The 16,549-nt window shown below is 39.7% G+C and carries 14 protein-coding genes; 6 read left to right on the top strand and 8 right to left on the bottom strand.

Going from position 1 to position 16,549, the window contains the following annotated elements; all coding sequences use genetic code 11:
* Nucleotides 1-72: 72 nt before the first annotated feature.
* On the top strand, nucleotides 73-1,524 hold the full coding sequence (locus tag B3H30_RS14045) for a bifunctional 2-methylcitrate dehydratase/aconitate hydratase (RefSeq protein ID WP_070565347.1): 1,452 nt from the start codon (nucleotides 73-75) through the stop codon (nucleotides 1,522-1,524).
* Nucleotides 1,525-1,725: 201 nt separating this feature from the next.
* On the opposite strand, the gene B3H30_RS14040 is transcribed toward B3H30_RS14045, so the two are convergent.
* Both B3H30_RS14040 and B3H30_RS14035 read right to left on the bottom strand, forming a co-directional pair.
* Nucleotides 1,726-3,837 (bottom strand): 3-hydroxyacyl-CoA dehydrogenase NAD-binding domain-containing protein, encoded by a 2,112-nt coding sequence (locus B3H30_RS14040; protein ID WP_070565345.1) that lies wholly within the window; start codon nucleotides 3,835-3,837, stop codon nucleotides 1,726-1,728.
* A gap of 28 nt (nucleotides 3,838-3,865) precedes the next feature.
* The gene (locus tag B3H30_RS14035; RefSeq protein WP_070565343.1) at nucleotides 3,866-5,041 is read right to left on the bottom strand and encodes an acyl-CoA dehydrogenase family protein; all 1,176 of its coding nucleotides are present in this window, start codon (nucleotides 5,039-5,041) and stop codon (nucleotides 3,866-3,868) included.
* Between the two features lie 318 nt (nucleotides 5,042-5,359).
* Between B3H30_RS14035 and B3H30_RS14030 the strand changes: the two genes are divergently transcribed.
* Nucleotides 5,360-6,538 (top strand): thiolase family protein, encoded by a 1,179-nt coding sequence (locus B3H30_RS14030; protein WP_070565341.1) that lies wholly within the window; start codon nucleotides 5,360-5,362, stop codon nucleotides 6,536-6,538.
* Between the two features lie 123 nt (nucleotides 6,539-6,661).
* Here B3H30_RS14030 and B3H30_RS14025 read toward each other — a convergent pair whose 3' ends face one another.
* On the bottom strand, nucleotides 6,662-6,880 hold the full coding sequence (locus tag B3H30_RS14025) for a hypothetical protein (protein ID WP_046672939.1): 219 nt from the start codon (nucleotides 6,878-6,880) through the stop codon (nucleotides 6,662-6,664).
* Between the two features lie 294 nt (nucleotides 6,881-7,174).
* Here B3H30_RS14025 and B3H30_RS14020 point away from each other — a divergent pair, with 294 nt between their 5' ends.
* From B3H30_RS14020 to B3H30_RS14010, 3 genes are all read left to right on the top strand, one after another.
* The gene (locus tag B3H30_RS14020; RefSeq protein ID WP_083295901.1) at nucleotides 7,175-7,915 is read left to right on the top strand and encodes a histidine kinase; all 741 of its coding nucleotides are present in this window, start codon (nucleotides 7,175-7,177) and stop codon (nucleotides 7,913-7,915) included.
* Nucleotides 7,905-8,627, top strand: a complete 723-nt coding sequence (locus B3H30_RS14015) for a LytR/AlgR family response regulator transcription factor (protein WP_070565339.1) — start codon at nucleotides 7,905-7,907, stop codon at nucleotides 8,625-8,627. Before B3H30_RS14020 ends, B3H30_RS14015 begins: the two co-directional genes overlap by 11 nt.
* 177 nt (nucleotides 8,628-8,804) lie before the next feature.
* Complete coding sequence (locus B3H30_RS14010) at nucleotides 8,805-11,072, top strand: cation:proton antiporter (protein ID WP_070565337.1); 2,268 nt, start codon at nucleotides 8,805-8,807, stop codon at nucleotides 11,070-11,072.
* A 63-nt stretch (nucleotides 11,073-11,135) separates the two neighbouring features.
* Here B3H30_RS14010 and B3H30_RS14005 read toward each other — a convergent pair whose 3' ends face one another.
* Entirely contained in the window at nucleotides 11,136-12,260 is a 1,125-nt protein-coding gene (locus tag B3H30_RS14005) for a DEAD/DEAH box helicase (RefSeq protein ID WP_070565335.1), read from the bottom strand.
* Between the two features lie 186 nt (nucleotides 12,261-12,446).
* Complete coding sequence (locus B3H30_RS14000; protein ID WP_046672944.1) at nucleotides 12,447-12,638, bottom strand: cold-shock protein; 192 nt, start codon at nucleotides 12,636-12,638, stop codon at nucleotides 12,447-12,449.
* 574 nt (nucleotides 12,639-13,212) lie between these two features.
* Between B3H30_RS14000 and B3H30_RS13995 the strand changes: the two genes are divergently transcribed.
* Nucleotides 13,213-14,496: a Gfo/Idh/MocA family protein gene (locus B3H30_RS13995; RefSeq protein ID WP_070565333.1), complete on the top strand. Its 1,284-nt coding sequence runs from the start codon at nucleotides 13,213-13,215 to the stop codon at nucleotides 14,494-14,496.
* An 85-nt stretch (nucleotides 14,497-14,581) separates the two neighbouring features.
* On the opposite strand, the gene B3H30_RS13990 is transcribed toward B3H30_RS13995, so the two are convergent.
* From B3H30_RS13990 to B3H30_RS13980, 3 genes are read right to left on the bottom strand one after another with little or no spacing between them, the layout of a single operon-like run.
* Nucleotides 14,582-15,199, bottom strand: coding sequence for an alpha/beta hydrolase (locus B3H30_RS13990; protein ID WP_070565331.1), 618 nt, complete (start codon nucleotides 15,197-15,199; stop codon nucleotides 14,582-14,584).
* 24 nt (nucleotides 15,200-15,223) lie between these two features.
* Complete coding sequence (locus tag B3H30_RS13985) at nucleotides 15,224-15,523, bottom strand: GNAT family N-acetyltransferase (protein ID WP_046672947.1); 300 nt, start codon at nucleotides 15,521-15,523, stop codon at nucleotides 15,224-15,226.
* Between the two features lie 38 nt (nucleotides 15,524-15,561).
* Nucleotides 15,562-16,488: a ring-cleaving dioxygenase gene (locus tag B3H30_RS13980; protein ID WP_070565329.1), complete on the bottom strand. Its 927-nt coding sequence runs from the start codon at nucleotides 16,486-16,488 to the stop codon at nucleotides 15,562-15,564.
* Nucleotides 16,489-16,549 lie beyond the last annotated feature (61 nt).

Here is a 16,549-nt window from a genome sequence, read left to right as displayed (position 1 = left end):
GGAAGAATTTAGCGCATAAAAAAAACGAATTATATTAATAAATAGAACGATAGTCTTATACGAAATACACGAATGAGTTCAGCAATATCAAATGAAAGACCACAACCGGATCAGGTTTTAGTGGACATTGTGGATTATGTCCTAAATTATAAAATTGAGGAAAAAGTTGCTTGGAATACAGCATTTTACTGTTTTCTCGATACCATCGGCTGCGGCTTGGAAGCATTGACTTATCCTGCCTGTACTAAATTGTTGGGGCCAGTTGTGGCAGGGACCGTTGTACCGAATGGTGCAAGGGTGCCGGGTACAAATTTTCAATTGGATCCCATTCAGGCTGCCTTCAATATCGGCACGATTATTCGATGGCTGGATTTTAATGATACCTGGCTAGCTGCAGAATGGGGCCATCCATCCGATAATTTAGGGGGAATTTTAGCTGTCGCAGATTGGTTGAGCCGAACCAATATTACGCATGGTCAAAAACCATTGAAAACTAAAGTGGTGCTCGAGGCAATGATTATGGCTCATGAGATACAAGGTGTTTTGGCGCTTGAAAACTCGTTTAATAAAGTGGGTTTGGACCATGTTATTTTGGTTAAGGTAGCTTCAACAGCGGTGGTAGGTAGGCTCCTTGGTCTCACAAGAGAGGAATTGCTCAACGCGGTTTCTTTGGCTTTTGTCGATGGACAAGCTTTACGCACTTATCGGCATGCACCAAATACAGGTAGCCGAAAATCATGGGCAGCCGGAGATGCAACTTCACGTGCTGTTCGACTGGCCATGATCGCAAAAACAGGAGAAATGGGCTATCCATCTGTTTTGACAGCTCCAATCTGGGGATTCTACGATGTATCCTTTAAAGGAAGTGCATTTAAATTTCAACGTGCTTACGGATCATATGTGATGGAGAATATTCTTTTTAAGATTTCTTTTCCCGCTGAGTTCCATGCACAGACTGCAGCCGAAGCAGCAATGTTACTTCATCAGCAATTGAAGGAATTCGGAAAAAGTACTTCGGATATTGCCCGTGTTACCATTCGTACACATGAAGCGGCTATCCGGATTATCGATAAAAAGGGGCCTTTGCACAACCCTGCAGACCGTGATCACTGTATTCAGTATATGGTTGCTGTGCCGCTGATCTTTGGACGTCTGACAGCTGAAGATTATGAAAATCATATCGCTTCTGATCCAAGAATTGATGCACTGCGCGATAAAATTTATTGTATCGAAGATACTCAATTCACCCTTGATTATCACGATCCACAAAAGCGGGCGATATCAAATGCTTTGACCATTGAATTGACTGATGGGACCTTATTGCCTGAGGTCGTTGTCGAATACCCAATAGGTCATCCAAGAAGGAGGGCAGAAGGAATACCTAAGTTAATTGAAAAATACAAAACAAATCTTGCTCGGGTATTTTCTGAAAAACAGCAAAAGGAAATACTTGCAGCTACCTTGGACTACGATACTTTCCTCGAACAGGATGTTTCGCGTCTCATGGATTTGTTTGTGCGCTAATGATATAGCTAGGGCGACTCACCCTATTTTTCGCCCTAGCTTTTGTTTAGTACTTTATAACATCATTACGCAATTATATAGAATATTTAGTTTTAAAGATGTAATCCTTTGTTTGGTAGTTTTTTAACCCTTTAATGGTTATCTGTTAGGGTAGCATTTAATAGGTGCTAGACAACTTCTTCAGTTGAGCACAGGTCGGTTTTAAGACCAGTTTGAGTCGAAACCATTATAAAATCTGAAATCTTTATCTGCCAGCTCTCTTAAAGATGCTGGAATATCCCATTGTTCACCGTAGGGCTGAAATAGTTGACATTCCGAAACGAATAGAGGAAGTGTTGTGAGATCGATGTGACCGAATACCCCCCCTGTATGGCTTGCATAACCAACCCCTAAGATGGAACCAATATCGCCATCGATGGGTTGATGAAGTACACCTTCTGCGAGGCATCGGTAACTATCCAATGCCATAACATGCAATAAACGCTTACGGATAATTGTAGCCGTTATATTTTCCTTTACAGATGCAATTATAGGGTTTTTCCAAATTTTCTTCTTTTTGGTTTCAGTGTCATAATCGTAGAATCCGGCGCCTGATTTTTTTCCTTTTCTTCCTTGATCCACCATACCTTTGAGGTAATTGTATGCGCGCTTTTGGCTGGCATGTAGTTGTGGAAGTTGATCATATACATGGAGCATTAGTTCCAAGGAGATTTCGTCTAATACCGCTAAGGGACCTACGGCAAAACCTGCAGCTATCGCTTCCTCTTCAATAAGAGTTGGAGAGATTCCTTCCAATACCATTGTAATACCCTCCAGTAAATAGTTGAAGAAAATACGCGAGGTGAAAAAACCTGGACCGTCTTGTACGACTATCGGAATTTTATTGAGGCGTAAAGCTGTGGTGAGTGCTTTCTCCAACGTTTTTTGCGCGGTTTGTTTACCACAGATGATTTCGACAAGAGGCATGCGGTCAACAGGAGAAAAGAAATGCATGCCGATAAAACTTTTAGGTTCGGAGCTTGCGAAAGCAAGCTCCGTAATGGGCAATGATGTCGTATTTGTCGCGAAGAACCCATTTTCACTTAAATAGGGTAAGCTTTCTTGTGTGACATTAGCTTTTAGGTGGAAATCTTCAAATACAGCTTCAATAATACAGTCAGATCCATTCAGATCACCGACTTGTTCCGTTGGTTTTATGCGTGCAAGCAATTGTTCCCCTTGGGATGCGGTCATGGCCCCTAAAGCCAGTGATTTTTCACAAACCTGCTTAGCATAAGCTTTGCCGCGTTGGGCTTGGGAAAGTGTAACGTCTTTTAAAGCAACTTCTATTCCTGCCCGGGCCGCCTCATAAGCGATCCCCGAACCCATCATTCCAGCACCCAGAATGCCTATTTTTTTTAGGCTATAATCTTCAAAATGATTTATAGTTTTGGGTGATTTCGCCAATTGGACACCATAATGAAGTGTACGGACCATGCTGAGTGGCTCGGGACGTCTTAATACGTGCAGGTACAAGTTTGCTTCCTGCTCGGCGGCCTCAAACGGTGTAGATAATTGTTTTTTTTGTAATAATTCAATAACTGCATTTGTGCCGGCGTATAAGCCGCGTGCTTTTTTTTGGATAGCGAGAATTGCTTCGGGCCCCAGTTCGTCCATTTGTTTTGTGTGCTGGTTGGCATCAATGCTGGGAGGATGAAGAATCCAGTTTTTTGCTAAAGGTAGGCAATCGTCCGGCTTCTGCGCCAATTCATTGATTAACCCAAGTTGATGTGCTTCTTCACTGCTCACAAGTTTGCTTTGTGTCAGCAGACTTAGGGCATTTTCAGTACCTATCAATGCTGGCAAATAGATCGTTGCACCAAAAGCCGTAAACAAACCATACCTACTTTCCGGAAAGCCAAACTGAAGTGTTTCGGAGGCGATACGATAATTAGACCATAGCATAGTCGCTAGGGCAATCGCAGTACAATTGTTAGTGAAAAGAGAGACAATTGGCTTTTTAAACGTTTCCCAACGCAAAACTTTTGATGTAAGCTCGAATAAGTCCGAAGGGCTCGAGCGGCTCGAAGAAAACTGCCTAAATAATTGCGCATACTCAATTTTTTCGTCTTGAATCGGGCAAGTGTATACGACGCCTACCGTATCTTCCCGTTCGAGAATGAACGTAACCAAATCGACAAATTGTGTGAGATAGCCTATCATATCCAACTGCTCTGGAGCTGCTGCCGATAGAGGTTGGATTGTAATGATATGATGATTATCCTGTTCTACACGAAAGAGAGGGTGTGTCCTATAAGATTTATTTTCATCCATTGTATTGGTCCTGATTTTTAAAAGCTTTCTATTGTTTGGACTTTCCGGATTGATAAGTCACATGATCTATTGTCATTTTCGCGATAATTTCGAGCATGATTTCTGAGGTTCCTCCGATAATGGTGCCGACACGGACATCGCGATATAAACGTGCGATTTTATAATCTTCTGTAAAGCCATAACCGCCAAATAATTGGAGACATTGGTTTACGACATTGACGGCGAGCTCACTTGCTTGTAGCTTCGCTATGGAACATTCTTGGACTGCATATTCGTTTTGGTCTTGGAGATCACAACAATGGTAGACAAAGGCTTTCGTGGTAGCAATATTGGCTGCCATTTGTGCGATCCGGTGCCGTATGGTTTGAAATTCCTGGATCTTTTTTCCAAAGGCTTCGCGTTGTGCGATATAATCAAGCGTGTATTGAAACGCGGATTCTGCGGTAGCGAGACTATGAACAGCTGCGGTAAGCCTTTCCAACTGAAGTCCATCCATTAAATAGCGAAATCCTTCTCCGGCAATGCCAACAAGGTGAGAAATAGGGACTCGCACATTATTAAAACCTAGTTCGGCAGTGTCTGAGGCGTGCCAACCTAATTTATTGATTTTGTTTGAAGAGACTCCGCTTGCATTTCTGTCAATAATTAACAAGCTTATTCCTTTTGTTCCTTGGTCAGGAGCCGTTTTGACTGCTGTAATGAAAAAATCACCGTAGTAACCGTTGGTAATAAATGTTTTAGATCCGTTGACAATATAAAAATCTCCGTCGCGGACAGCTGTTGTTTTGATCTGCTTTACGTCAGAACCAGCCCCGGGTTCAGTAATAGCAACAGCGCTGATCATATCACCAGCAATAACCGGTTTAAGATAGCGTACTTTCAGATCTTCTGATCCATATTTCAGTAGGTATGGAGCCGACATAAACTGAATGACAAGCGCGGAAATGGTAAATCCGCCAGAAAAACAATACGATAATTCTTCGCAGAGTATCAAGGAATAATAAAAATCGAGTTCTAGTCCGCCATACACTTCTGGATAATTGAGACCCATAAATCCCATATCACCCATTTTCTTCCACACTTTCCGGTCGATCTCCCTCTGTTTTTCCCAATCATCGATGTAAGGTGTAATCTCTTTTCGAATAAATGCGCGAAGTGTATCGCGAAAAATCTGATGTTCAGCTGTAAACCGGATTGTCTGCATAATCGTTTATCTTGCTTCTGGTTATCTTATGTAAGGGGGCCTTTTGAATGCCCGTCCATTAGGATGTTATCTAAACGAATTTAACGAAAAGGCTTGGCTTTTTACAAATTTTTATTCTTTATTTTTCGTTTAATAGTTTAAGTAGGGAAGTTTTTGGGTTGTTTTTTTTCTATTTATTCTGTTTTTATAAAAAAAATAAAACCGACTTGTTGTGGGGTATCTGTTATATTTTTTATCTTTAAGACGAGGAAGGGCTGTTGCGGATACGCTTAGGATAGGCCTCCTAATTTTAGCAAAACAATTATAAATTTTTATATCATGTCAAAAAGCGTATTTATCGTTGCAGCGAAACGTACACCAATTGGAAGCTTTGGTGGAGCGCTATCGTCAATTTCAGCCACGAAGCTCGCAGCCCGGGTTGTCCGAGCGGTTGTTGATGAAGCTGGAATTGCCAGTGATTTAGTCGACGAGATTATTATGGGGGCTGTTTTGCAAGCTGATTTAGGACAAGCGCCGGCTCGACAGGTTGCTCGTTTCGCCGGTTTATCAGATCATACAACTGCAACAACCATCAATAAAGTATGTGCAAGTGGCATGAAAGCCATAGCGGTTGCTGCGCAGAGTATTCTATTGGGAGATGCGGATGTTGTGATTGCAGGGGGGATGGAAAGCATGAGCAGGGTACCTTACTATGCAGATGCTATGCGCTGGGGTGCTAAGTTTGGTGCTCAAAGCCTGAGTGATGGCTTGCAACGCGATGGCTTGAGTGATGCCTATTCAAATGATGCCATGGGAGTCTTCGCGGAACTATGCGCCGAAAAATATCATATTGGTCGTGAAGAACAGGATAATTATGCAATAAGTTCCTATAAAAGAAGTCTCGATGCTTGGCAAAAAAATAAGTTTTTGAGCGAAGTCCAACCTATAACGGTACAGAGTCGAAAAGGAGAGGTGCTTGTTTCGCGGGATGAAGAGTTTTCTCAGGTTAATTTTGACAAGATACCTGAGCTTAAACCCGCTTTCAAAAAAGAGGGGACTGTAACTGCAGCGAACGCATCGACGATAAGTGATGGAGCTGCTGCGGTACTGCTCATGTCTGGTGAAAAATTGGAAGAACTTGGACTTGTCCCCTTAGCCGAGATTATTGCTTATGCTGATGCTGAACAAGAGCCAGAATGGTTTACGACAACGCCTAGTATTGCCACAAATAAAGTATTAAAAAAAGCAGGCCTTACCATTGATGATATTGATTATTTCGAATTTAATGAAGCCTTTTCTGTTGTCGCTTTGGCAAATGCACAAATTTTAGGCTTACCCTTGAACAAAGTAAACGTTTATGGGGGGGCGGTATCTTTGGGGCATCCATTGGGATGTTCGGGAGCTAGAATTGTGGTAACACTTAGTAGTATCTTAAGACAGGAAGGGGGATCATTAGGACTGGCTGCGATATGTAATGGTGGCGGCGGTGCCTCTGCCATGGTTATTAAAAAGATTTGATGCTTCTTCCAGCATAAGAATGCATTAATCTTATGCTGGAAGAAGTTCAGTTTTATTGAATTCGGTTGTTATTAACCATCTAGCTTCCAAGAAACTTATTTTATTTGCTATCAAGTCGTTTGTCTACTCTTCATATAGACGACTTGCTTCGACGCCATGGAGCGCAAGCTCCGATTCGATTTCCGTCGGGTTTAATCGAATGCCTTCTATGGTTAACAGATTGTAAATAGAATCCAAGTCGATTTTCCATTCGTGGATGCCATTCAGTTTTTCAACAGCTTGTTTAATTTTGTCTACAAGACTGGGATGTTGTGCATTAGTTTCGAAAATGAGCTTTTCCATAGTGTTTCATATTAGGCCTGATTAAAAATCAGGCGGGTTTAACCAAAATAGCGTAGACAATCATTTGATCGGCTAATTACAATAGTCTCAATATAAGGATAATAATCTGAAATTAATGTTTCAAAGTGACTAAATTGTAATGAAACTGTTAATTTTTGTAATAAATACATAAGAATTTTACAGTGCTGTATTTTGTTTAGATTGCTCAGATTTCATTTGATCGTTAACGAGTTTGATTATCCAGGTTTTCTGCAACTGGTTTTTCGTTTAGAATGAAATTTTAACTAAGTTTGGATGAACATGACAACTGAAATCTCGAATATAATCATTCTATTATTGCTGACCATTGTTGCTGTAGTATTGGTTTTGTTTCTATTGTTAAGACAAAAATACCGGAAATTGGAGGTCGAAAATAGACGACAAAAAGATCTTTTTAATCGTATGGACAATCAAAAGATAGCACATTTCCATCGGGCTCAATTAAATCCACATTTGCTTAAAAATTCGTTGAACGGAATACTTTCCCATGCTTATCAAACCTATTATACGATGGACAAATTGGCCATGGTATTGGATTACGTGTTGTATGAAAGTGAAGATGAGCTCGTTTCACCAAAGGCCGAAATTGAATTTGCCCGCAATCTCATTGAGATTAATAAAGTTAAATTAAGCCCTTTATTTGATATCCGCGTAAAATTTGATATTGATGAACTAAATGACGCTATATTGAACACACCTTCTTTTGTTCCTCTGATGTCGGTTGATTTAATTGAAAATGCGTTTAAGCATGCGGACTTTCACGGTCCGGATTCTTTTATCGCAATCATGTTGACCTTTAAGAACGGTTTATTCGAATTAGTTGTAAACAATCGAATATCAAAACGTTCACCATTGCAAAAGTCTAAAAGTGGAATAGGTAGCAAAACCTTGGAAGAGCGTCTCATGTTGTATTATCCAGGTAGACATCATCTGCGCAGATTTGTAGAAAATGATGTTTATACTGCCCACCTTCAAATTAGATTGTATGCCGATTGAAAAAAATTTGAAATGTATTCTTTTGGATGATGAAATACCAAGCTTGAGATTTTTGAAAATGCTATGTGAACAGATTCCTGGCTTGGAGGTGGTGAAAACTTTTAATGATCCAACTGTATTATTGAGTGAATACCGCAATTTGAGTTTTGATTTTTGTATTCTGGATATTGAAATGCCGGAATTTAACGGATTTGATCTAGCCATAGAGCTAAAAGACTTTCCAATTGTGTTTTCTACCGCATATAAACAATATGCGAGCGAGGCATTTGACATCAACGCAGTAGATTATATGCGTAAACCACTGTCCTTGGAACGTCTTCAACAAGCCATTATGAAGGTTGAGCAGCTAATCAGCAAGCGATCTGAAACTGTCTCGTTTGCGCAATTTAATACGAATAAAGGAAAAACAGTATTGTATTTCGAACAGATTAACTATGTTCAAATAGCTGAAGTAGACAGCCGGGATAAAACAGTTTATTTGGCGGATGGTTCATTTATTTTATTGAAAAATATAAGCTTTGATAAGCTGATGGAGATCTTGCCTGAACAGGATTTTATCCGTATCAATAAAAAAGAGATCATTGCAGCCAAGATCGTCAAATTTTTCTCGGCTGATGAAATTACAAGCACTTTGTTGGACGAACAAAATCTACCCCTTGTTTTTAATTTGGGCGAATCGTACAAGAAAATGTTTTTCGAGAAATTCAGTTGATTACAAAATTCTTTTGGTTCATTACATATTTTCTTAGACCTACCTGCTGAAAGGCATTAAAACTGCAACAGAATTATATTTTTGTTGAGAATGTATTTTATCCCCCCTTTGTTTAAAGAATATTGGTCGGGACTTAGTATGCTATTGTCATTATATTTATTTTAATTGCCATTGAAGATGAGGAGATATAGGAATACAATTTTCTACGTAGTGTTAGTGGGTACGTTACTCGGTGTGATGTATTGGGTGATTCATTTGGGGACACAGCTGGAGGCTCCAGAGCTGCTGCGTGGACAGAAAACAAGTCAAGGTGCCTGGAACGATTTTACATCAACCTTATTCCATAGTCTGCAGCATCCGCTAGCGATATTACTGGCGCAAATCGTGACAATCATTATCGCTGCACGTATCATGGGCTGGATTTGCATAAAGATTAAGCAGCCTGTCGTCATAGGAGAGATGCTCGCCGGTATCATATTGGGGCCATCGTTGCTGGGACTCCATTTTCCCGAATTTTCGCATACACTTTTTCCTGTAGAATCGCTTAGTAACTTGCAGTTTCTGAGCCAAATTGGGCTAATCTTATTTATGTTTATCATTGGAATGGAGCTGGACCTGAATGTGCTGCGAAATAAAGCGCATGATGCTGTTGTCATTTCTCATGCAAGCATTGTGATCCCATTTACGTTGGGAATTTCACTGGCTTATTTTTTATACCTATTCCATCCACCCACAAATGTAGAGTTTCTATCCTACAGCTTGTTTATTGGTATTTCCATGAGTATAACAGCGTTTCCTGTTCTTGCTAGAATTATACAAGAAAGGGGGTTGCAAAAAAGTAAGTTAGGTGCAATGGCGATTACCTGCGCCGCTGCAGACGATACTACAGCTTGGTGTATTCTGGCTGTCGTGATAGCAATTGTCAAAGCGGGTGATTTTGCTAGTGCATTATATACCATCGGGCTGGCTGTTGCCTATGTGCTCATCATGATTAAGATCGTTCGTCCATTTTTGATGCGCGTTGGAGAGGTAAAAGGAAGTAAAGAAGCCCTAAGTAAGCCTGTTGTTGCTATTTTCTTTATTGTGCTGTTATTGTCGGCTTATGCGACCGAAGTAATCGGAATCCATGCACTTTTTGGAGCATTTATGGCCGGAGCTATTATGCCCGAAGGGAGTCGATTCCGGACAGCATTTATCGAAAAAATCGAAGATGTTTCAACCTTGTTACTATTACCTTTATTCTTTGTCTTTACAGGTCTCCGCACGCAGATCGGTCTGCTTAATGACCCTCAGTTATGGATGATTACCATTGGGATTATTTTGGTTGCGGTTATTGGTAAATTTGCAGGTAGTACGTTAGCGGCGCGCTTTGTTGGTCAAAGCTGGAAAGATAGTTTGAGTATTGGTGCCTTAATGAACACGCGGGGGCTAATGGAACTTATCGTCCTCAATATTGGATACGATCTTGGCGTTTTAAGTGCTGAATTATTTTCGATGATGGTTGTAATGGCGTTGGTCACTACTTTTATGACGGGACCATCTTTAGATTTAATCAATTTCCTCTATCGACCTAAGAAAAATTCACTACAGGAAGATTTCCGTGATAAATCAAAATTTAAGATTCTACTGTCTTTTGCGAAAAGTAACACGGGGATTTCACTATTGTATCTGGCTGATGCTTTAACGTTGAAATCAAAAAAGAACGCTGAAATTACGGCATTACATATTGAGCCTGCCAACGAATTACATCATTATGAAGTGGAAATCCAGGAGCTGGATAGTTTCCGTGAAATTAAGCAGGTGGCGATGCAGCTTGAGCAACCGATCCAGACAATTTTTAAAATCTCCAGTGATATTGACAATGAGATTGTTCAAACTTCCAATGAGCGCAATCAGGACTTATTATTGTTGGGTGTCAGTGAATCAATTTATGAGGGAAGCTTACTGGGGCGTTTTTTAGATTTTACTACCCGGATTGTGAATCCCGAGAAGTTATTCCATACGGTTACAAATGCAGAGTCTCCTTTCATGACTTTCGATCGAAATCAGCAAATCAATGCTAAAGTAAATGCACAGGTAGGTATCTTAATCGATAAAAATTTTCTAAAGGCAAATCGTGTGGTTGTTCCTGTTGTCTTAAAAAACGATGAATTTCTTGGTGAAATGATACAGCGTCTAATACAGCATTCCGATGCTCAAGTCATTGTGTGGGATCTCAACCAAGTGCTGAAAACCAATGAGAGCTTTAAAGAGAAATTGAGGCAATTGGAACAACTTGTACCAAATCATCTTACAATAACTGAAAAAGAGTTAAACCGTGAGACCTGGCAGGAGCAAGACTTAATGTTGATCAGCCTTCCCAGCTGGAACAAAATTGTCAATAAAAAAGTACATTGGCTTCCTTTCACGCCATCGACACTGTTGATGGCAGATCGCAAACCATAAATAAAACATAAAAGGCCCTAAATCCAATAATTTAGGGCCTTTTACTTGAGGTTTTATAAAGATCTATTTATTGATCTTTTCTATTTTGATTTTTAGTCCGATTAATTTTTCAATATCAGCTAAATATGGTCTTTCTTCTACATCGCAAAAAGAAACGGCTTTTCCTTCCTGGCCAGCTCTTCCTGTTCTTCCGATGCGATGAACGTAGGTTTCCGGTACATTAGGGAGATCATAATTAATCACAAGGGGGAGTTGTTCGATATCAATTCCTCTTGCAGCAATATCGGTAGCGATCAATATTTTAAGATGACTGTCCTTAAATTCACCTAGCGCTTTTTGTCTCGCATTTTGAGATTTATTTCCGTGAATGGCTGCTGCTCTCAAACCATTTTTCGCAAGTAACTTAACGATTTTATCCGCTCCGTGTTTTGTTCGGGAGAAGACAATGGTACGCTCATGCTTCAGCTTTTTTAGTATGCTCGTCAATAATTTGATCTTATCCTTCTTTTCAACAAAAAATACAGATTGATTGACTTTCTCGGCCGTTGAGCTTACCGGGGTGACGTCAACTTCAATAGGTTTATGTAATATGCCATGTGCAAATTTACGGATATTGGGTGGCATCGTTGCCGAGAAGAATAATGTTTGTCGTTTTGACGGAACTTTGGCCAGGATCTTTTTGATGTCATGAATAAAGCCCATGTCCAGCATATTGTCCGCCTCGTCCAATATTAAGATTTCGATTTTATCTAGAGAAACTATTTTTTGATTCATTAAATCCAGTAAGCGGCCTGGGGTAGCTACAAGAATATCGACGCCCTTTTTAATTTCTTTAACTTGTTTTTCTTGGCTTACACCACCGAAAATAGTGCAGTAGTTTAGTTTTAGATATTTCCGGTATAAGTTTATATTGTCTCCAATTTGAATGGCTAGTTCACGTGTTGGCGTAAGGATCAAAGCCCTAATCGGAACGAGCTTACCTGAAGTCTTAGTTTCTTCAAGACGTTGTAAAAGCGGAAGTGCAAAAGCGGCGGTTTTGCCTGTTCCCGTTTGTGCACAACCAATAAGATCGTTGCCTTGCAATACAACTGGAATGGCTTTCTGTTGAATTGCAGTGGGGTGTGTGTAGCCTGTTTCTGTTATTGCTTTTAAAAGCGGAGCGATTAAACTGAGTTGTTTAAATTCCATAAATAGTATGTTCGAATTTGTCTTAAATAAAACCTTTGAGAATCCTTTTTATGCTTTTATTTGAAAACTAAAAGTCTTCAACGGAAAAGTAAAGGATTGCTGAAAAATTGTAAAGGAAGAATAGGAAAAAGAAATGGGATAAGTCATTAAGAATTACCCCATTAACAAGAAAGTGTATTTTTTGGATTACGCCAATTTTACATTTGTAGCGCTGATCCCCTTTGGAGTTCTTTCTACATCATAAGTTACAACGTCGCCTTCAGATACTTGGTTTTTAAGCGCAGAAACGTGTACGAAAACATCTGCACTACCATCCTCTGGTGTAATAAAACCAAAACCTTTAGTTTCATTGAAAAATTTAATTTTACCTGTATTCATTATTTTTAATTAAGTGCGGCAAGGTAGGCATAATAAATGATTAATCTTTTATTTTTTTTAAATGAATTATAAAATGTGTTCTGTAACTGAGGCTTTTTTTGAAGAAGATGTTGATTGGAACAGCGCTAGAGGAAGGAAATTATTGAACATAAATGCCTAATAAAACACAATCCCTCCAACCAATGTAACATGATCAATTAATAATTCCATTGTTAATGGTATTATTAATTATTTAGATAAATATTTTTTAAAATGTTTGTTCTTCGTGAAATTAGTATTAACTTCATGCGCCCCTCCCACGGGCATGTTTTTCATAGGTAGATGTATGGTCGAGTGATTCTAACTCGACCATTTTTTCGTTTTGTCCATAAGGTTCCGCAACAATTGTCGATATATATTTTACAATGCTTTTTGCGAGCACCTAAATTCATTTTTGTATTTTCATCGAAGTAATTTGTTTTTAATAATAAAGAACGTAATTCTTGTTAAATGGCATTCATCCAAGCATATGTAGTCTATTCGTATTTGATATTTAGATGATATCCGTTAAAAACAAAACTTAAACCAATATCCAATGAATAGAAAAGATTTTATCAAAACGTCTACTGTTTTAGCTGCTTCAACATTTTTTTTAAATGCGAAAGGTTCAACCTTTTTAGATCAATCCATCCGGGTTGGATTAATTGGTGTAAATGGTATGGGCTGGGCTGATTTGAATGCGTTGTTAAAGAATGATGGCTTGGTTTGTACCGCTCTTTGCGATGTGGATGAAAATATTCTTAAAAAGAGAGCGGAAGAACTTCAAAAAAGAAACATACATGTCGAAACATTTGTAGATTATAAAAAAATGCTCAACAGCCCAATGGTGGATGCGGTCATTATTGCAACTCCGGATCATTGGCATTGCCTGCAAATGATCGATGCCGTAAATGCGGGGAAACACGTCTATGTCGAAAAGCCTATTGGTAACTCTATCCTTGAATGTCAATTAATGGTTCAGGCGGCAAAAAAGAATAAGGCTATTGTGCAAGTTGGACAGTGGCAACGGAGCCAGCAACATTTCCAGGACGCCATTGATTTTGTTCATTCGGGTAAATTAGGTAAAATACGATTGGTGAAAGCTTGGTCTTATCAGGGGTGGAAAAGTGCTATTCCCATTGTACCCGATGAACCGGTTCCCGCAGGTGTGCATTATACGGAATGGCTAGGTCCGGCACAAAAAAGACCATTTAATTCGAATCGATTCCACTTTAATTTCCGCTGGTTTTGGGACTATGCGGGTGGTTTGATGACAGATTGGGGCGTGCATATGTTGGATTATGCTTTACTGGGGATGAAAGTTTCTGATCCAAAATCCATCATGGCCTCAGGAGGTAAGTTCGCATTCCCGGACGATGCTGGCCAAACGCCTGATACCATGACTGCCGTATATGAGTTTGAGGGCTTCAACATCCAATGGGAGCATGCTAAGGGTATTGATCTCGGACCTTATAATCGTAATCATGGTGTCGCATTTATTGGTAACAATGGTACGCTGGTGTTGAATAGATCGGGATGGGAGGTCATTCCAGAAAAAGGAAGGATGGAAGCGGTCTCTATCCAACCTTCTTTAGACAATGGCTTGGATAAACATATGGAAAATTTTGTGGCTGCCATTCGCCAACGTAATCCACAAATACTCCATGCACCAATTGAAGTAGGAGCCCATATTGCCATCTTTTCTCAATTGGGAAATATTGCATTTAGGACAGGACAAAAACTCTATTGGGATAAAGAACAACAGCATTTTACGGATCAGAAAGCGAATAGGTACCTGGCATCAGTTTATCATAATGGCTATAAATACCCTAAAGTCTAATGTGTCGAAAAAATTGGTTGTTGATTAATCATAGTTAATCAACAACCAATGGATCACTCTTACCAATGGATCATTTCTGTCTTTTTTAAAGAACGAATTCGTTTGCAAGATCGATCTCCTCGCGGTTGATGGAGTGGCCTGCGTTTTGATATACCATGAGCTTTACATTGGCATTCATTTGTTCTAAGATGGCTACTGTAGCTTCCACCCGTTCAAGAGGAACATGGAAATCTGGATCGCTAGTGCCTATAAAAATAGGTGTTTGAGCAAAGTCACCCTTGTAATTATCCCTGTTAATTTCTTCACCGATTACTCCGCCAATAATTGCTATAGCACCACCATAGCGTTGACCATGCCGTGTAAGGTATTCTAGTGTTAAACAGGCACCCTGAGAAAAACCAAAAAAATAGATGTTTTCGGTGAGGATTCCATTGGCTAAAGCTAGTTTGACCGTATGATCGATCAGATCAATTGCAGAACTCAACCAGGGTTCGTTCTCTTGTACGGGAGCAATAAAAGAATAGGGGTACCAGCTGTGATTTTCTGCCTGTGGTGCAAGTAACGCAAAATTATCGACATGAAGATAGGATGACATACCAAGGATGTCTTCTGCACTTCCCCCACGACCATGGATCATGACGATGGCTTTTTTTGCCTGTTCCAAACTTTGCCCAGCCGTTTTAATATTGATTGAATGACTCATTTTGTCCCTTCTTTTTATGGTAATTTATACCGTTTTTTTAAACCAAACATCCTGATAAAGCTCTGGATGACGATGAAACTGTGCATTTACATAAGGACATAAAGGAACAATTTTCATGTTGTTTTCACGCGCATGAGATACCAATTTCTCAAGAAGTATTTTGGCAAATCCTCGGCCTTCATAAGCTTCGTCTACCTCTGTATGGTAAACTACTAAATTCCCGTCAATGATAGCGATGCTCATTAAACCTGCTTTGTGATCGTCGGAGAATAATTGGAGCTCCCCACGTTGATTTTTGTCTAATACAATTTCAGTTCTTTCCATAACTTTTTCTTTTGTAAAATGATTTTTATAAACTTTTATTAATCGATTTTTGGCAATGTCTGTTCAATCTGCGAACGATAGCTTTCATATTGTTTTGGCAATTTGAGTGCCGCTCCTAAAGTGGATAAGGGTTCATCTACTGTAAACCCGGGATTGTCTGTCGCGATTTCAAATAAGACACCGCCAGGTTCACGAAAATAGAGTGAGAAAAAGTAATCTCTATTTATTTTTTCTGTGATATTCAGCCCTGCCGAAAGGACCTTTTCGCGATACTCCATCAATACATTATCATCCTTTACCCGGAATGCGATATGATGGTTTGTGCCGGCCGCATTTTTGCCATAGGGCAGATTTTTATCCGCTATTATGTCGACAATGTTTGCTGTTTCAATGCTGTCAGTTGTTAATCTATAGCGGTTCTCATCCTGCTGATGAAACGAATAACCTAAAATATCGGTCAATACGCGTATAGTTGGATCTGCTTCTTTTAATGAAAGCGTGACATTATGGAATCCTTTTAGCGCATGATCTGCATTGACGTCGGTAGTTGTCCATGCCTTTCTAGGGTCGTTAGTTTCAATAAACTGAAGTTGCAATCCATCGGGATCATTAAATGAAATCAGCTTCTCTCCAAAAATCTCATTTTCCTGTAAACTAATCTGATGTTCCGCTAAGCGATTTTTCCAGAAATCCAAACTCCCTTGAGGTACGGCATAGCCAATATGAGTCGCCATTCCCGCTCCCGGAGTACCCTTTCCGATACCTTCCCAAGGGAAAAACGTAAGAATCGTTCCTGGTTCGCCCTGTTCATTACCGAAATAGAAGTGGTAGGTGCTTGGGTCGTCGAAATTAACTGTTTTTTTGACAAGGCGTACGCCCAGTACTTTTGTATAGAAATCGAGATTTCGCTTTGCATTGTCTGCTATCGCCGTAATGTGATGTAGTCCTAATATTTTATTTTCCATAGCTGATAATTTTATTTTCTTAACTGACGTAAAGTTACATCGCGCAATAAGGAATTTTATT

Source organism: Sphingobacterium sp. UBA7038 (genome assembly GCF_002494055.1).
In the GTDB taxonomy this organism is placed as follows: domain Bacteria; phylum Bacteroidota; class Bacteroidia; order Sphingobacteriales; family Sphingobacteriaceae; genus Sphingobacterium; species Sphingobacterium multivorum.
The sequence above is the reverse complement of the archived record's forward strand: the minus strand, read 5'-3'. Positions and strand labels throughout refer to the sequence as shown.